Here is a 15423-nt window from a genome sequence, read left to right on the forward strand (position 1 = left end):
CCAGGTCACAGGTTCACTGGGTGAGCCTGTGGTTTTTAGCTGTTTTTAGTGTAGTATCTAATTCATCGCACTTTCAGTGCCCCGTTTTCTAGCAATTTTCCCTCCCCTTCTTTTTAGCAAACTCCCCAAAATTCTGTTTTTCCAATCTGTCTGATGTCCATCTAGACAGCGATACCCCAAAACACATTTACATCCTTATCTACACCCGAGAACCACATGCAATTATCTGAACTCAAAGTACTCCACGTATCCGCCCTGCTTGAAATGGCAGCTAGCCTGGAGATTGAAAATACGCAACGTATGCGCAAACAAGAGTTGATGTTTGCCATCCTCAAGAAGCGCGCTAAAGAAGGTGAATCTGTTTTCGGTGACGGTACTTTGGAAGTATTGCCTGATGGCTTTGGTTTCTTACGCTCCCCAGATGCCTCTTATATGGCTTCACCGGACGATATCTATATCTCTCCTGCTCAGATCCGCCGCTTTAACCTGCATACGGGTGACAGCGTTGAAGGCGAGGTTCGCACCCCTAAGGATGGTGAGCGTTACTTTGCTTTAGTCAAAGTAGACAAGATCAACGGTTTGCCTCCAGAGGCCTTGAAGAACCGCATCATGTTCGAGAACTTAACGCCTTTGCACCCAAATCGCGTTGTTCAATTAGAGCGTGATATCAAGGCTGAAGAGAATTTAACTGGCCGCATCATCGACATGATCTCCCCGATTGGCTATGGCCAGCGTGGCTTGATCGTGTCTTCACCTAAGTCTGGTAAGACGGTGATGATGCAGCACATCGCCCATGCGATTTCTGCGAACAATCCAGATGCCATCTTGATCGTATTGTTAGTAGATGAGCGCCCTGAAGAAGTTACTGAAATGCAGCGCTCTGTTCGTGGTGAAGTGGTTGCCTCAACCTTTGATGAGCCAGCAGTGCGTCACGTACAAGTTGCTGAGATGGTGATTGAGAAAGCCAAACGCTTGGTGGAGATGAAAAAAGACGTCATCATCCTGCTTGATTCGATTACCCGCCTTGCTCGTGCCTACAACACTGTGATTCCTTCATCTGGAAAAGTGCTTTCTGGTGGTGTGGATGCCAATGCATTGCAACGTCCAAAGCGTTTCTTCGGAGCAGCGCGTAACGTTGAAGAAGGCGGTTCACTCACCATCATCGCAACTGCCTTGATTGAAACCGGTAGCCGTATGGATGACCTGATCTACGAAGAGTTCAAAGGTACCGGCAATATGGAAGTGCACCTTGAGCGTCGTTTGGCTGAGCGCCGTGTTTACCCATCAATCAACCTTAACAAGTCCGGTACGCGCCGTGAAGAGTTGCTGGTTAAGGCTGAAAACCTCCAGAAAATCTGGGTATTGCGTAAATTATTGGCCGATATGGACGATATCGAGGCGATGAACTTTATCGTTGATAAGCTCAAATCCACCAAAAATAATGGTGAATTCTTCGATTTAATGCGTAAGGGTGGCTAATTTAGCCTCTCAGAGGCGGTAAAAGTGCGCTTTGTTGTTGATTTCATGGCATAATTTCGCCTTTACCGCTTTAATAATTTGCATTTAACTGGGTAAGTATTTAGGTCTTTGGACTTAAACGGCTGCCTGCTAATAGGACTTAATAATGAAACCTGGCATTCACCCCGAATATCGTGAAATCGTCTTTGTAGACGTTTCTAATAACTTCAGCTTCAAGACTCGCTCCACTATGTCTACTAAAGAGACAATCAAGTGGGAAGATGGCAATGAATATCCCTTGGCCAAGATCGAGACTTCATCTGAGTCACACCCTTTCTACACTGGTACCCAGAAGATTATGGATACTGCCGGTCGTGTTGAGAAATTCCGTCAGAAATTCGGTACTAAAGCTGTTGCTAAAGCTACCGGTGATGGCGCTGCAAAAACAGCTGAGAAAAAAGCTGCTGCTGCTGAAGCTAAAGCTGCTGAAAAGCCAGCTAAGAAGAAGTAATAGGCTTACTCAACAAAGGGGCTGGGGTTTGGATATTCAGTATTCACCCTCCCCTGCGAGATAATCAAGGCAGCGTTTGCTGCCTTTTTTATTGCTAGTTTTCTATGGTCAAACTCACCGCCGCTGCCACCACCTCCATTCCACGCATCATTATTTTTGCGTTGACCTTGGTCTATGGTTTTGCCGGTCTTTTTGCGCGCGATCCTTGGAAGAATGAGGACGCCATTGGATTTGGTGGCATGTGGGCCTTGCAGAATAGCAATGCACTCGACTGGATTGTTCCGCATCTTGCAGGACGCGATATTTCTCTTGGCGCACCCTTTCCTTACTGGCTAGGCGCCACCCTCATGGATCTCTTTGGTCCTGTGATTGGCATGGCCAATGCCGCACGTCTATATGCAGCTGTTTGCTTCTTTGCTTCTGCGTTAGCGATTTGGTACGCAACTTATCTATTAGGACGTCGCCAAGAAGTACAGCCCATGGTCTTGGCTGTTGGTGGTCAGCCTGGCCGCAAAAACTATGGCATGACTTTGGCTGATGGCGCACTATTGATTTTCTTGGCATGCGTTGGTCTTGCACAGCGTGCGCATGAGACTACGCCAATGATGGCGCAACTGATGGGTATCAGTATTGTCTTGTATGGCACAGTGCGCGGTTTAGACAAACCTTGGCAAGGTGGCCTGTGGACTGGCCTAGGCATTGCACTCGTTGCGCTCTCGAGCAATCTCACGCTAAGCCTCATCATCGTGATCTCCACCATCATTGCCGTCATTGCAAGCAATGCAAAACTGCGTTTTCGCTGGACTTTAAGCAGCACGGCCTTAGGTCTAATTGGTTTTGCAATTTGGCCTGCGCTTTGGTATCTGGGTAACATCACTCCAGAGTGGCGTCACATCGCCGAAGAAGGCTGGCGCAATATGCCGGAGATGCGTGCAACGCCCTCTATTGAATCCCTCGGATTTTTGAGTGTGAACTTTTGGGCCTATGCCTGGCCAGTGTGGCCCTTAGCTATCATCTCTCTTGCCCACTGGGGTCGAGTCAAAGAAGCGGGTCAATGGCGCGCACCACATCTTTGCATTCCGCTCAGTTTATTTATTGGTTGCTTGACTTATGTTCTGTTCAGACTAGAAGCCAATGAGCATGACCTCATCATTTTGATTCCCAGTTTGTCGATCATTGCCGCATTTAGCCTACCGATCCTTAAACGTAGCCTTATTAGCTTCATCGATTGGTTTGCTATGTTTAGCTTCACCATGATCGCCTTGGCTATTTGGATTATCTGGTTAGCTAAAGTAACTGGCTATCCAGAATCGACTGCTGCGAATTTAGCGCGACTCTTACCAGGCTTTCAGGCTCAGTTTGACTACATTGGTTTTGTGGTTGCCCTTCTCATTACTGGCGTGTGGTTGGCGATTGTGCGTTGGAGAACTTCTCGTGCTCCAAAAGAAATCTGGCGTTGCCTGATTATCTCGGCTTCTGGCACTACATTGATGTGGGTCTTGTTAATGACCCTTTGGTTACCAACGATTAATTACGCAAAAACCTATCGCTATGTGTCCGATCGTCTGGTGCAAATTATTGCCAACACGCCAGGATGTATTGATACTAGCAATCTAGGTCCTGCACAGTTAGCTTCGTTTAGTTACTTCACCAAACTTCCTTTGCGTGATGATCCCAGTTGCAATCTCATGCTGACTCACAGCTCCTTAGAGGCTAAGGCATACGCTAGCCTCAATAAAAAGAAAATTGAATTACTTTGGGAAGACCGCCGCGCATCTGACCGAGATGAGCGTCTACGCCTCTATCAAATTACCCCTGCCGGTAAAGAATAAAACGTGTTGCACTTTAAATTATCGCGTTTGCGCGAGGATGTTCCTTCCCTATTAAAACTCGCTGGACCCCTACTCATTGGTCAGCTTGCAGTCATTACCTTTGGCGTTTTAGATACCGCCATGACAGCGCGCTACTCCGCAGATGATTTAGCTGCCCTTGCGATGGCGTCTGCCATCTTTATTAGCATCTATGTTGGCCTCACCGGTGTAATCTCTGCTCTTGCGCCAATAGCGGGACAACTCTTTGGCGCAAAACGTTTTGGCGAGATTGGTGAAGAGGTGCGTCAAGCTACTTGGTTAGCAGTGGGACTTACCGTATTAGGCGGCGCCATTTTGCTCAATGCGGATCATCTCCTGCAAATCTCTCAAGTCACACCGGATATTGAGGGCAAGGCTAAGCTTTATCTCAATATCCTTGCCATTGGTTTACCTGCCAGCATGGCAATGCGTGTACTGATGGCATTGCATAACGCCGTCTCTAGACCGGCAGTGATTACTGTGGTGCAGCTCATTGGTTTGGGCTTGAAACTACCACTCAATCTTTTATTTATTTATGGCGGTCTTGGTATTGAAGGCATGGGTGGGCCAGGTTGCGCAGTAGCTACGGTCATCATCAATTGGTTTTGGCTCATCATCACTCTGGGCTTTGTGCTCTTTGATGGCTTTTACAGACCTTTTAAGATTTTTGCCCACTTTAGCTGGCCAGATTGGCATCGGATCTGGACGCTCTTGAAATTGGGTGCGCCTATTGGCTTTAGCTATTTGATTGAAGTAACGTCCTTCACCTTTATGTCGCTATTTATTGCGCGCTTAGGCACTACCGCTTTAGCTGGTCATCAAATTGTGGCCAATATGGGAACCGTGATTTATATGGTGCCCTTGTCTCTATCGATTGCGACGATGACTTTGGTGTCTCAATCTATTGGCGCCGATAAACAAGAGCGTGCAGAAGAAATTGGTTGGTCATCGGTTTTCTTCACCACTAGCCTATGCGTTGCCATTGGTGTGGCGGTATGGATTTTTAGAACAGTGCTTCTAGATCTATACGATCCACCAGAAGAGGTAAAAGCATTTTCTATCCCGCTCTTTTTATTTATTGCCTTTTACCAAGTCTTCGATGCCCTGCAGATTACTGCCGCATTTATTTTGCGAGCCTATCGCATCGCTTTTTGGCCGATGGTCATTTACGCGGGTTCCTTATGGGGCGTTGGCTTAGGTGGTGGCTACTTGATGGGCTTTAATGTCTTTGGTAATACACCAGAATTTTTACAAGGAGCCAATGGGTTTTGGGCTGGCAACAGTATGAGTTTGGCTTTAGCGGCAATGCTATTGCTCTACCTCTTCAGAAGAACGGCGGCGCGCTTTGAGAAAACGCATCCGCCGGTCGAGGTGTAAGCGAGACTAAATTTAGTAATGTGATTTACTGAATGGGCTTGAAACCACTTGGCGGCATCGAGGGTTTGCCTTGCGGAATGTTGTATCCGTTTCCGCTACTTGGTGCACTACCATTGAAGCTTTGGGTTGGTAAGCTAGGCACCTGATTGCCTTTGGAATACATGCACTGCTGATAAGCGATGTTGTATTGAACTTGCGCCTGATTTTGTTTGCCAGAGGAATTCATGGCGCCCATGGCGGCACCACCGAGCAGGCCAATACCTGCGCCAGTACCGATATTCTGACTACTTCCACCCTGAATGACTGCTCCAGCAGCTGCACCTAAAGCAGCGCCGATAGCTGCACTAGTAGCGCCTTCTTTAAGAGCTGCATTACTAGTATCTTTAATCGCGTTTGCAGCAAACTCACGACACTGTTGATCGTCCTGCTGAAACACTTCAAAAGGCTTGCCTTCACGCGGCATGATCGCGATTGTTGGACCTGTTGGCGCAGAGACGCAAGCAGCTAAAGAGCTGATGATAGCTAAAGTGAGTACAGCACGTTTCATATTGATTCCTTAAATCAGGTGATGTTCTTAATTTTGAATGCGCTGTTTTGTAGACGCATTGCCGGATGGTGGCATTGCTGCCCGAGTCTGCCAACCAGATGTGCAACTTTGCACGTAAGGAAAGTATTGTCCACTCGCTTCACAGTAATACCAAACCGGAGCTTGGGGTTGAGAGGCCAAAACTAAAGGTTGCTGTGGTGGCGCGTAAGTAACTACCGGGGGGCTCGCGTAAACAACGGGTGGGGCATAGTAACCAGCAGCATAAGGATAGCCATAACCGGGACCGTAATATCCGCCCCGCCAGCCTGGACCCCAGCCACCGCCACCCCATCCTGGGCCATAAGCTGCTGGGCGCCAACCGCCACCATAGCCACCGCCGTAACCACCGCCAACGGAGACAGCCCAAGCAACATTACCTGCTTGCGCCCTTGCTGGAGCAAGAGCAAGGATGCCTGCTGCAGCCAGAAGACTCAGAACTACTTTGGAAAGACTAGATTTAAATTGCCGATGGCTTGTTTTCATAGTGGACCCCATTAATTGGTCGCCTCCTAATACCTTAACGCTTCACACAAATCCAAGCTGACAAGAATTGGCTATTTATATGAATATTTATTACTTTACAGAAATGGCTGACTACTCTAATTTTGCGCCTGATTTATAAACCACTCTACCCCATTTATTGCTCTCAGACTGGATCAACCTGGATAGCTCTTGCGGACTTCCTGGGGCGGGATCTAAGCCACTAGCTAGTAGATTCTTCTTGACATCAGCTTGATTGAGAGTTTGGTTAGTGAGGGCATTTAAGCGCTTTTGCAGAGCTGGGGACAAATTGGCTGGTGCCATGAGCGAGAACCACGATAGCGCCTCAAATCCAGGCAAACCTTGCTCAGCCATTGTCGGAATCTCTGGCGCTGCCGGCGACCGTTTTAAGGTGGTGACTGCTAAAGCCTGCACCTCTCCACCTTTAATCAAAGACAGTGATGAAGAGAGATTATCAAAGAGCATTGAAATCCGACCACTAATCAAATCAGGCAAAGATTGCGCTCTGCCTTTGTATGGAATATGCCGAATCTGCACGCCAGTCATTTCTTTAAAGAGCTCACCCGACATGTGCAAGGAAGTACCGACACCCGAAGAGCCAAACGTGAGTTCATTGGGTTTGGCTTTAGCCAACTCAATGAGTTCATGTAGATTATTCACACCCAACTTCTTATTCACGACCAAGACATTGGGAGTGCTTGCCAAAAAACTAATGGGCGTGAAATCGTTGATCGGATGAAAAGACATCTTTTCATAAAGAGCGCCATTGATAGCATGGATACCTACTGTACCGATCAGAAGCGTGTAGCCATCGGGTTCACTCTTGGCTACCAGATCAGCACCAATGTTGCCACCGTAGCCAGGACGATTTTCAACAAGAACTGGCACTCCTAAACTTTGCTGCCAACTTTCAGCGAGCACGCGCGCCAAAATATCAGGCGCACCACCAGGAGTAAAAGTCACCACAATCCGAATTGCTTGCTTAGGCCAAACAGTATTCGACTTTGCTGATTGTGATTGAGCGGGAATAGTAAAGCTAAATAGAGTGAGCAGAATTGCTAAGCTCTTGAGCATTTGAGAAGTGATCTTCATAAAATCACTGCGGATATCTTAAAAACCAAAACGGTTGCGTAGCCAGATCAATCCATCATATTTAACGGGATCATCAGCGCAAGGGCCAATGCCACACTCTAGTAGTGTGGAGACTAGGTTAGCAAAGACTAAAAAGATGAATACAAGCACCAAAGTATTTGCAAATAAGGAGCGTGAGCGCACATCACGATTAGGCAACATCAACAAAATAGCAAGGCCAGCAATCAAGCCAAGATAACCAACAAAAGCCCAAGTGTAAAAGTGCAACTCTAGAAAGGTTGTACCGAATCCTGTATCACCCGGCAAGATATGAAGCAGTACTTGGCGCAGAGATACCATCATGCCCACCAATCCGCCGATGATGCCCCAACCGTAGTGGGCAGAATGCGCCCCACAACGAATGTTCAGCACCAGCGCAAAACCAATGATCACAAAACCCATGCGTTGCATTAGGCAAAGCGGGCAAGGCAGCTCACCAAAATACAATTGATCTACAAAGGCATAAGACAGCATGCCAATAATGGCAGCTAGAGCGAGTTGATGACCAAGACCTGCTAATGAAGGAAGGGAATGTTTATTCACATTGCCTCACAGACTGATATTGAGGTGGTTGGTAGCGTGAATACGGAACCAGAACATCAGGATCCCGACGGTGATAGCAAGTAGCACTAAACCTGCCATACGCTTCTCAAACCAAACAAGGACAAGGCCGATAAAGGCTGTCAGAAAAGGTAGAAACATGTACATGAATGAATTCTATCGCAGGTAGGTCTTTGCCTTAAAAACAAGCGCATCAAAGGGTCTTTTGTATAGAATGCATCCATGAACTCCTCCCCGCCTTGCATCGACCTCCACCTCGACGGACCCATCGCCCGAATCACCTTTAACAACCCTGCGGCACGCAATGCTCTTACCTGGCCGATGTATGAAGAGCTCAAACGCATTTGCGATGACATAGCAAACAGACCAGAGATCAGGGTGGCTATTTTTAGAGGTGCTGGTGATAAAGCATTTGTATCTGGAAGTGACATTCAGCAATTTGTTGATCTACAAGAAGATGAGGCTTACGAAGTTGCAGTGGATGCCATTTTTCATTCTTTGCAACACCTACCCATTCCAACGATTGCACTGATTGAGGGTTTGGCTGTTGGCAGTGGCTTACTAATTGCCACAGCATGTGATTTCAGAATAGCAACTACGGATGCACGCTTTGGTATTCCAGTCGCCAAGACTTTGGGTAATTGCTTATCCCCCAGCAATCTTTCTTGGATTGCCCATCATTTAGGGGTGCCGATGGTGAAGCGCATGTTGCTCACTGCAGAACTGATTAAAGCACCTGAATTAATGAATGCTGGCTACCTCTATCAAACTACCAGCCCAGAAGAAATTACAGGAGCAGCTGAATTGTTGGCCAGCAAGTTGGCAGCCTTAGCGCCAATTACTCAAAAAGCCAGTAAGGTCACCTTAGCGCGTTTAATGGAAAGTAATTTACCGGATTGCACCGAACTCATGAGGGAGACTTACAACAGCGTCGACTTCAAAGAAGGGGTTAATGCCTTCCTTGAAGGACGCTCACCAAGGTGGCTGGGTAAATAAGCATCGGTGACCAGGTCGATGACCTAATGATTTAGGATTTTGAGTTTAAGAAATCCACTACCGTTTGAACAAAAATATCTGGCACTTCAATGTGAGGAATGTGGCCCACATTATCCAAAGGAACTAACTTGGCATTTGGAATCGTCTGAGCAGCTTTACGACCTAACTCAGGGAAATTACCCAAAGACCTCACTGCCTCAGGTGGAGCAAAGCGACGACCAAACACCGTTCTATCCTTTTGACCAATCACCAACAATACTGGCATCTTCAATTGAGGCAAATCACCTACCACTAGCTTTTCAGCAATCATCTGATAAGTTAAAACAGAAGTCTTGGCATAAGCTGGATAGTCGGGTCCTTTTTGAATTCGGACATAGACCTCAACAAACTGCTCAAAGCTCGGCTGCCATACTGGGAAGTAAGACTGCAAGAAACGACGGTAACTAGTTTCTGTTTGCGCCATCTCCAACTTCAGCAAATTGTCATTGGTTTGCGGCGGAATATCCTTACTGTAGTCTTCAAGGCCTAATGGGTTTTCTAAAACAAGCTTCTGAACAGTTTGTGGATAAAGGCGCGCAAAGCGGATGCCCACCATGCCACCCATCGAGTTAGCGATCACAGAAGTCTTGCTCACACCTAGGGATTTCAGCAAAGCATGTGTATTGCGAGCGAGATCGTCAAAGTGATATGCAACATCAGGCTTAGAGGATTTTCCAAAGCCAATTTGATCTGGGGCAATAACTCGATAGCCTGCCGCAGTTAAACCTTTAATCGTAGGCGCCCAGTAATCGCTTGAAAAGTTCTTCCCATGAAATAAAACAACAACGCCCTTCTGCTTCACTGCCGCAGGTACGTCCATATAAACCATACTGGCGGGCTGACCTTGCAGAGAAGTTTTAAATTCCTTGGTGGGGTATGGGTAAGGCCATGTGCTCAAGCGCAGATCCAAAGGACTTGCATTGGCATAGCGACTAGGGGCTGGGGTTTCAACCTTAGTTTGTTCCACTGAGGTGCAGGCAGTTAGCACTGCACCACCGATGCAAATAATCAAGGATGTTGCTAATCTCTTTAATCTCATACCCACTCCTTTGTCTCTTTGAACTACTTTTTTATTTTTAATATCAAGTGATTCATTTATTGATTTAAATGATCTTGATTTTGAGTGGGGTAAGGCCTTCAACACTACCCTCAAGAACGTCGCCTTTTTTAACGGGGCCAACGCCAGCAGGTGTACCAGACATAATCAAATCACCTGGTTCAAGCGTGAATAGGGTAGAAAGATAAGCGATGGTGTCAGGGACATTCCAAATCAACTGGTTTAAGTTACCTTCTTGGCGCACTTCACCATTGACTAACAGCTTGACCACACCTTTGTTTGGATGACCAAACTGAGCAGCAGGAGTAATCGCCGCGCAAGGAGCAGATTGATCAAAGGCTTTACCGGTATCCCAGGGGCGACCCATTTTTTTTGCCTCGCCTTGCAAGTCACGACGAGTCATATCTAGACCAACGCCATAACCATAGACATGTTCGAGGGCTTTATCCGCCGGAATATTAGCCCCGCCCTTGCCGATCGCAACAACCATCTCGATTTCATGATGGACGTCATTTGACAGGTTTGGATATTGCATATCTTTGCCATCAGCCACAATCGAGTTAGCTGGCTTCATGAAAAAGAATGGCGGCTCACGATCAGGATCATGACCCATCTCACGCGCGTGATCAGCATAGTTACGACCAACGCAATAAATTCGGTTGACAGCAAACCGACGGGTATCGCCCACTACAGGTAGCGATGGGACGATCGGTGGATCAATAACGTATGCGGTGCTCATGAGTAGCCTTTCTAATGGGTGTCTATTTTTTTATAAATTAATGTGTGAATTCATTATGACATTACTTAAAGGAAGGTCATTTTTGATGTTTAGTGCGCAGCTTAAGAACCAAGATGCTAAAGGCCAAGGCAAAGGTCAAGGCGTTTGCCAAAATTAAAGGCCAAGTCTCAATCATGAGTCCGTATACGAGCCACAAACCTACCCCGGTAGTAAATAAGCTGTACATCCCTACCGATATTCCCGAGAGATCTCGGGTGCGCCAAGATTGGATGGCCTGCGGGAGAAAAGCAATCGTCGTCAAAAAAGCAGCGCAGTAGCCAATGATTTCAATCTGATGTGGCTGCAGATTCATGCGATTACGGCTTCTTATTGAGGCTGGCTTTACGTGATTCAATTTCCTTATTAATTGCTGCTAAGGTTTTTGCATCTGGAGTCTTCCAATTGCCGCCCGCCTTGTTGGCCATATAGGCCACAGCATCAGAGAAACCCTCAACTGTGAGATTGGGATTGCCACCCTTAGGAGGCATGCCCCTAACGCCAACGTAAGCATGAGCTGTCAGGGTCGGCTGCCCCTCAGCAATCAAAGGAGCCCACATAGCCTTGTCGCCAAACTTAGGCGCATTTAAGACGCCAGAGGCGTGGCAGGCTGCGCAAACCTGTTTATAGGTATTCTCGCCAGGCTCGGCAAAGGCAGAAAAGCTGAGAACGCTAGCAGCAAGGATCCAGGGGCGAAGAGATAGGGTCATGTCGATACCAATACAAAATGTTGTGAATGACCACAATGTATCTCAATTTTTAACCCAATGTACAGACCAAGCCAAAATCCCGCTCAAGTAGAAAGCTCATTATGGATACCCTAAAGCCAGCCAGCAATCTGCTTCCGTAATCCTATCGACTTATAGCCTGGGCTTGCACCCGAGAGGGCTCTGATTTTTCGAATGAGTTTTGCAATGTCGCTATTGGCACTCAAGTCCTGGTTCATGGCCAGAAAAAAGATCTCATCTTTGAGCTGGATAAAATCCAAACCATTTTCTAGGGCAATACTTTTTACGCCCATACCGACATCAGCTTTTTTAGCCAAGATTGCCGTAGCAATTGCTGAGTGGGTGAACTCTTCGTTTATATAGCCCTTAATGTCATGAGAATCTATACCCTCTTTTGTCAAAATAGTATCGAGCAATAAGCGCGTTCCAGAACCCTTTTGCCGATTGATAAAACGGATCTTCGGTCCGAGCAAATCTTTTACTGAAATAATATTAAGTGGATTTCCTTTGGCCACCAATAATCCCTGCACCCGTTTCATAACAGGAAATATTTGCATCCCCTCTTTTTGCAGGCGCTTGGCAATAGTTTGAGAGCTTTGTGGATCAGAAACATGGAAACCCGCAATATCGACTTCATAGTTGAGCAAGCGCTCTAATGCCTCACCCGAGCCTGCAGTACTTAAGTCAAAGCCGCCAATATCAATAACTGCTTTTTGAATAATAGGATCGCTACTACTAGCAAAACGTAATTGTTTTTTCGTATTCACCCGAAATTGAGCAAAGCCCTCCTCTAGGTGCAATAAGCTAGTTTGACCCAGTCGCATTGTTTTCTGATCAAAGTCCTCGGTAAATTGAATTAAGTATCTGGCGTATTCAGACAACTGAGACCCATGCCCCCTTACTCGATTCATTAACTTAAATCCTAGGGCTAATTCAACATCATTGAGTTTTTGCCAAACATTTCTATACGATAGACCCATTTTTTTACAGGCAGACATGAGTGTTTTGCCATGATCAATATCCTTCAATATGGCAGTCAACCATACCAAATCCACTACAGCTGGATCTTTTGTGTTCTTACTACCAAAAACGAGGGTTGGCCGAATCTGAATTCTCATATGTAATTTTTTGCATATTGATGTTTTGTAATATGACAAATCTTAACCGAACCTACCCAAGGGAAGTGAACTCAAATGAAATCCTCATTTAACCGAATTCTCGTAACCGCCATTACTGCACTTGCGCTGCTGGGCAACTCAGCCTACGCGCAAGAAAAAAGTATTGTGCTGTCCTCAACAACTTCAACAGAGCAATCTGGACTCTTTGGCTTCATGTTGCCAATCTTCAAAATGAAAACCGGCATCGATGTGAAAGTGGTTGCTGTTGGAACTGGGCAAGCACTTGATATTGGTCGTCGTGGTGATGCTGATGTGGTCTTTGTTCATGACAAACCCGCTGAAGAGAAGTTTGTTAACGATGGTTATGCTACTAAACGAATCGAAGTGATGTACAACGACTTCGTATTGATTGGGCCTAAATCCGATCCAGCCAAAGTTGCTGGCGGCAAAGATATTAAAGTTGCATTTCAGAAGCTTGCTGCTGCTCAAGCACCATTTGTATCGCGCGGCGATAAGAGCGGTACACATGCTGCAGAGTTACGCTACTGGAAAGATGCTGGCATCACTGTAGCGCCTAGCGCCTGGTACAAAGAGACCGGCTCTGGCATGGGCCCTGCACTGAATACTGCATCTGCTATGAACGGCTATATTTTGGCTGACCGCGCTACCTGGCTTTCATTTAAAAACCGTGGCGACCTAACAATCTTGGTTCAAGGCGATCCCAAATTATTTAACCAGTATGGCGTGATGTTGGTTAACCCGGCTAAATTCCCACATGTTAAAAAAGCGGAAGGCCAAGCATTTATCGACTGGATTACCTCTAAGAATGGTCAAGACGTGATTGCCAGCTATCAAATTGGTGGCGAGCAGCTTTTCTTCCCTAACGCTAAGAAATAATTCAGATGAAAAATCCACACCTCTTGATCAGCACACTAATCACCTCATTACTAATAGGAATTGGAATGCAAACATCGCTAGCGCAATCCAACCCCCCAAAAGTAGAGGCAACCTACGGTCAAGGTAGCAAGAGCTTTAAATTGGCAACTGGTAGTCCTGGGGAGTTAGGGCTACTGCAGCAACTTGGCGAAGCTTTTGACAAGAAAGAAGGCGCTCGCTTGGTGTGGATTAAAGCTGGAAGTGGTGCTTCCCTCAACCTGCTAAAAACCCAACAGGTAGACATGATCATGGTGCATGCGCCAGATGGTGTGAACAAAGCAATTGCTGAGGGATGGGCGACTGGCAGAACTCTGATTGGTTCTAATGAGTTCTATATTGTTGGACCCAAAGCAGATGCGGCAAAAATTAAATCTGCTACCAGCGGTGCAGATGCTTATTCCAAGATCGCTAAGGCGCAAGCCAATTTCATCTCCAGAGGTGATAAATCCGGCACCCACCAAAAAGAGATGGATATTTGGAAGAAAGCTGGGATTACGCCTGAAGGCAATTGGTATATCGTGACAAATGACTTTATGACAGCATCACTTAAGAGAGCGAATGCAGATAAGGCTTATTTCATGACAGATAGCAGCACCTGGGTTGCGGAGAAAAATATCGCGCCTGACTTGCAAATTTTGTATCGCGGCGACCCCTACCTAGTCAATACCTATGATGCTTTGGTGGCCCCAGTGGGTGCGACGGAGAATCGTGACATCGCCGCCAAGTTCATTCAGTTTGTAGCATCCGATGAAGGTCAGGCGATTATTCGCAATTATGGCAAGACGCAGTACAAAGAAGCCCTCTACAATGATGCTGTCTACGCAAAACAATACGTCCACTAGGAGAAATCATGGAACTTAAAGTCAAACTCAGCGCACGCAATACTCTCAGCGGAAAAGTAGTTGAGCTCAAGATGGGTCAAACCACTTCCCACGTTAAATTAGATATTGGTGCCGGTCACATTGTTACCGCTTCCATTACTAATGAGGCTGTAGATGAACTCAATCTCAAGGTTGGTGATCAAGCCTGGGCTGTAATTAAGGCATCTGATGTCATGATTGCTAAAGACGCTTAATCTTTAGTTGATATGCAAAAGGCCCGCAATGCGGGCCTTTTTTATTTACTACTACAGCACTATTCATGCTGAATTAGTTTTTAATGCTTATTTCTTTGGTGTTACAAATCCAATTGCCGTGTCATCAACAAACTCAACCATCACGTCGTCACCAGCTTTGAATTTCTCAAGACCTAAGACGCTTTGATCTACTTTTACTTTTTGCTTCTCGCCTGATGGCAATGTGAATGTCACAACACGAGTTTTAGCATCGATTGTGCTGATCTTGACAGTTGCATAAACAGTATCAGTAGTCTCTTCAAATGGCTTTGCAGAACCTTTGCCAGCAATCACCACTGAACGAACACCAGAAACACCTGGCTTTGCATCTTTAGGAGCTGCCACCAAACCAACGGCAATCGCTTGAGCATGCTCAACAACAAATACATCACCCTTCTTCACTTTATCCAAATCATTTACTTGCTTGGATACATTCATTTGAGCTAGGTTACCGTTTGCATCTCTCAATACAACGATACGTTTCTTAACATCCACTGAATCAACGGTGGCTGACAATACAACTGCTTCTGCTGCTAAAGGCAACATCTTTGCAGGAGCTTGAGCAAATGCGGAGCCTGCAACAACCAAGCCAAGTGAGGCAACTAATGTAGCTAATAAAGATTTCTTCAAGATTACTCCTAGATAAGGGTTTGTGATGGGAGCCAATCCTCTGGCGCCACCGTTT

At 46.3% G+C, this 15423-nt stretch carries 19 protein-coding genes; 8 read left to right on the top strand and 11 right to left on the bottom strand.

The genetic code is table 11. The features are described from left to right. Nucleotides 1–216: 216 nt before the first annotated feature. The 4 genes from rho (at nt 217) to FD971_RS06050 (ending at nt 5196) form a co-directional block, all read left to right on the top strand. Nucleotides 217–1479: a transcription termination factor Rho gene (rho, locus tag FD971_RS06035; protein WP_015421283.1), complete on the top strand. Its 1263-nt coding sequence runs from the start codon at nt 217–219 to the stop codon at nt 1477–1479. A 145-nt stretch (nt 1480–1624) separates the two neighbouring features. Continuing rightward, a complete protein-coding gene (locus FD971_RS06040; RefSeq protein WP_015421284.1) occupies nt 1625–1969 on the top strand; it encodes a type B 50S ribosomal protein L31 in 345 nt (114 codons plus the stop codon). 104 nt (nt 1970–2073) lie between these two features. Beyond that, nucleotides 2074–3801: a glycosyltransferase family 39 protein gene (locus FD971_RS06045; protein ID WP_215333376.1), complete on the top strand. Its 1728-nt coding sequence runs from the start codon at nt 2074–2076 to the stop codon at nt 3799–3801. Between the two features lie 3 nt (nt 3802–3804). Then, nucleotides 3805–5196, top strand: a complete 1392-nt coding sequence (locus FD971_RS06050; protein ID WP_215333377.1) for an MATE family efflux transporter — start codon at nt 3805–3807, stop codon at nt 5194–5196. A 25-nt stretch (nt 5197–5221) separates the two neighbouring features. Here FD971_RS06050 and FD971_RS06055 read toward each other — a convergent pair whose 3' ends face one another. The 5 genes from FD971_RS06055 to FD971_RS09985 form a co-directional block, all read right to left on the bottom strand. Continuing rightward, entirely contained in the window at nt 5222–5743 is a 522-nt protein-coding gene (locus FD971_RS06055; RefSeq protein WP_215333378.1) for a glycine zipper family protein, read from the bottom strand. Nucleotides 5744–5770: 27 nt separating this feature from the next. Further along, a complete protein-coding gene (locus FD971_RS06060) occupies nt 5771–6265 on the bottom strand; it encodes a hypothetical protein (protein WP_251368592.1) in 495 nt (164 codons plus the stop codon). 111 nt (nt 6266–6376) lie between these two features. After that, on the bottom strand, nt 6377–7375 hold the full coding sequence (locus tag FD971_RS06065) for a tripartite tricarboxylate transporter substrate binding protein (protein WP_215333379.1): 999 nt from the start codon (nt 7373–7375) through the stop codon (nt 6377–6379). Between the two features lie 18 nt (nt 7376–7393). Further along, entirely contained in the window at nt 7394–7957 is a 564-nt protein-coding gene (locus FD971_RS06070; RefSeq protein ID WP_215333380.1) for a disulfide bond formation protein B, read from the bottom strand. A 6-nt stretch (nt 7958–7963) separates the two neighbouring features. Next, complete coding sequence (locus FD971_RS09985; protein WP_371743022.1) at nt 7964–8122, bottom strand: DUF5993 family protein; 159 nt, start codon at nt 8120–8122, stop codon at nt 7964–7966. 75 nt (nt 8123–8197) lie between these two features. Between FD971_RS09985 and FD971_RS06075 the strand changes: the two genes are divergently transcribed. Continuing rightward, complete coding sequence (locus tag FD971_RS06075) at nt 8198–8971, top strand: enoyl-CoA hydratase/isomerase family protein (protein ID WP_215333381.1); 774 nt, start codon at nt 8198–8200, stop codon at nt 8969–8971. Between the two features lie 31 nt (nt 8972–9002). Here FD971_RS06075 and FD971_RS06080 read toward each other — a convergent pair whose 3' ends face one another. From FD971_RS06080 to FD971_RS06100, 5 genes are all read right to left on the bottom strand, one after another. After that, a complete protein-coding gene (locus tag FD971_RS06080; RefSeq protein WP_215333382.1) occupies nt 9003–10049 on the bottom strand; it encodes an alpha/beta fold hydrolase in 1047 nt (348 codons plus the stop codon). 64 nt (nt 10050–10113) lie between these two features. Next, nucleotides 10114–10806: a fumarylacetoacetate hydrolase family protein gene (locus FD971_RS06085; protein ID WP_215333383.1), complete on the bottom strand. Its 693-nt coding sequence runs from the start codon at nt 10804–10806 to the stop codon at nt 10114–10116. 76 nt (nt 10807–10882) lie between these two features. After that, nucleotides 10883–11158, bottom strand: coding sequence for a SemiSWEET transporter (locus tag FD971_RS06090; protein ID WP_215333384.1), 276 nt, complete (start codon nt 11156–11158; stop codon nt 10883–10885). A 4-nt stretch (nt 11159–11162) separates the two neighbouring features. Next, the gene (locus FD971_RS06095) at nt 11163–11552 is read right to left on the bottom strand and encodes a cytochrome c5 family protein (RefSeq protein WP_215333385.1); all 390 of its coding nucleotides are present in this window, start codon (nt 11550–11552) and stop codon (nt 11163–11165) included. Between the two features lie 110 nt (nt 11553–11662). Further along, a complete protein-coding gene (locus tag FD971_RS06100) occupies nt 11663–12688 on the bottom strand; it encodes a substrate-binding domain-containing protein (RefSeq protein ID WP_215333386.1) in 1026 nt (341 codons plus the stop codon). Between the two features lie 75 nt (nt 12689–12763). On the opposite strand from FD971_RS06100, the gene FD971_RS06105 reads away from it, so the two are divergent. From FD971_RS06105 to FD971_RS06115, 3 genes are all read left to right on the top strand, one after another. Then, nucleotides 12764–13585 (top strand): substrate-binding domain-containing protein, encoded by an 822-nt coding sequence (locus FD971_RS06105; RefSeq protein ID WP_215333387.1) that lies wholly within the window; start codon nt 12764–12766, stop codon nt 13583–13585. 65 nt (nt 13586–13650) lie between these two features. Next, nucleotides 13651–14466 (top strand): substrate-binding domain-containing protein, encoded by an 816-nt coding sequence (locus FD971_RS06110; protein ID WP_215333388.1) that lies wholly within the window; start codon nt 13651–13653, stop codon nt 14464–14466. Nucleotides 14467–14474: 8 nt separating this feature from the next. After that, nucleotides 14475–14699, top strand: a complete 225-nt coding sequence (locus FD971_RS06115; protein WP_046330336.1) for a molybdopterin-binding protein — start codon at nt 14475–14477, stop codon at nt 14697–14699. An 87-nt stretch (nt 14700–14786) separates the two neighbouring features. On the opposite strand, the gene FD971_RS06120 is transcribed toward FD971_RS06115, so the two are convergent. Next, nucleotides 14787–15368 carry a hypothetical protein gene (locus tag FD971_RS06120; RefSeq protein ID WP_251368593.1) on the bottom strand — a complete coding sequence of 194 codons (582 nt, stop codon included), beginning with the start codon at nt 15366–15368 and terminating at the stop codon, nt 14787–14789. Nucleotides 15369–15423 lie beyond the last annotated feature (55 nt).

Origin of the sequence: Polynucleobacter sp. AP-Ainpum-60-G11 (assembly GCF_018688375.1) — a bacterium.
Classification (GTDB): domain Bacteria; phylum Pseudomonadota; class Gammaproteobacteria; order Burkholderiales; family Burkholderiaceae; genus Polynucleobacter.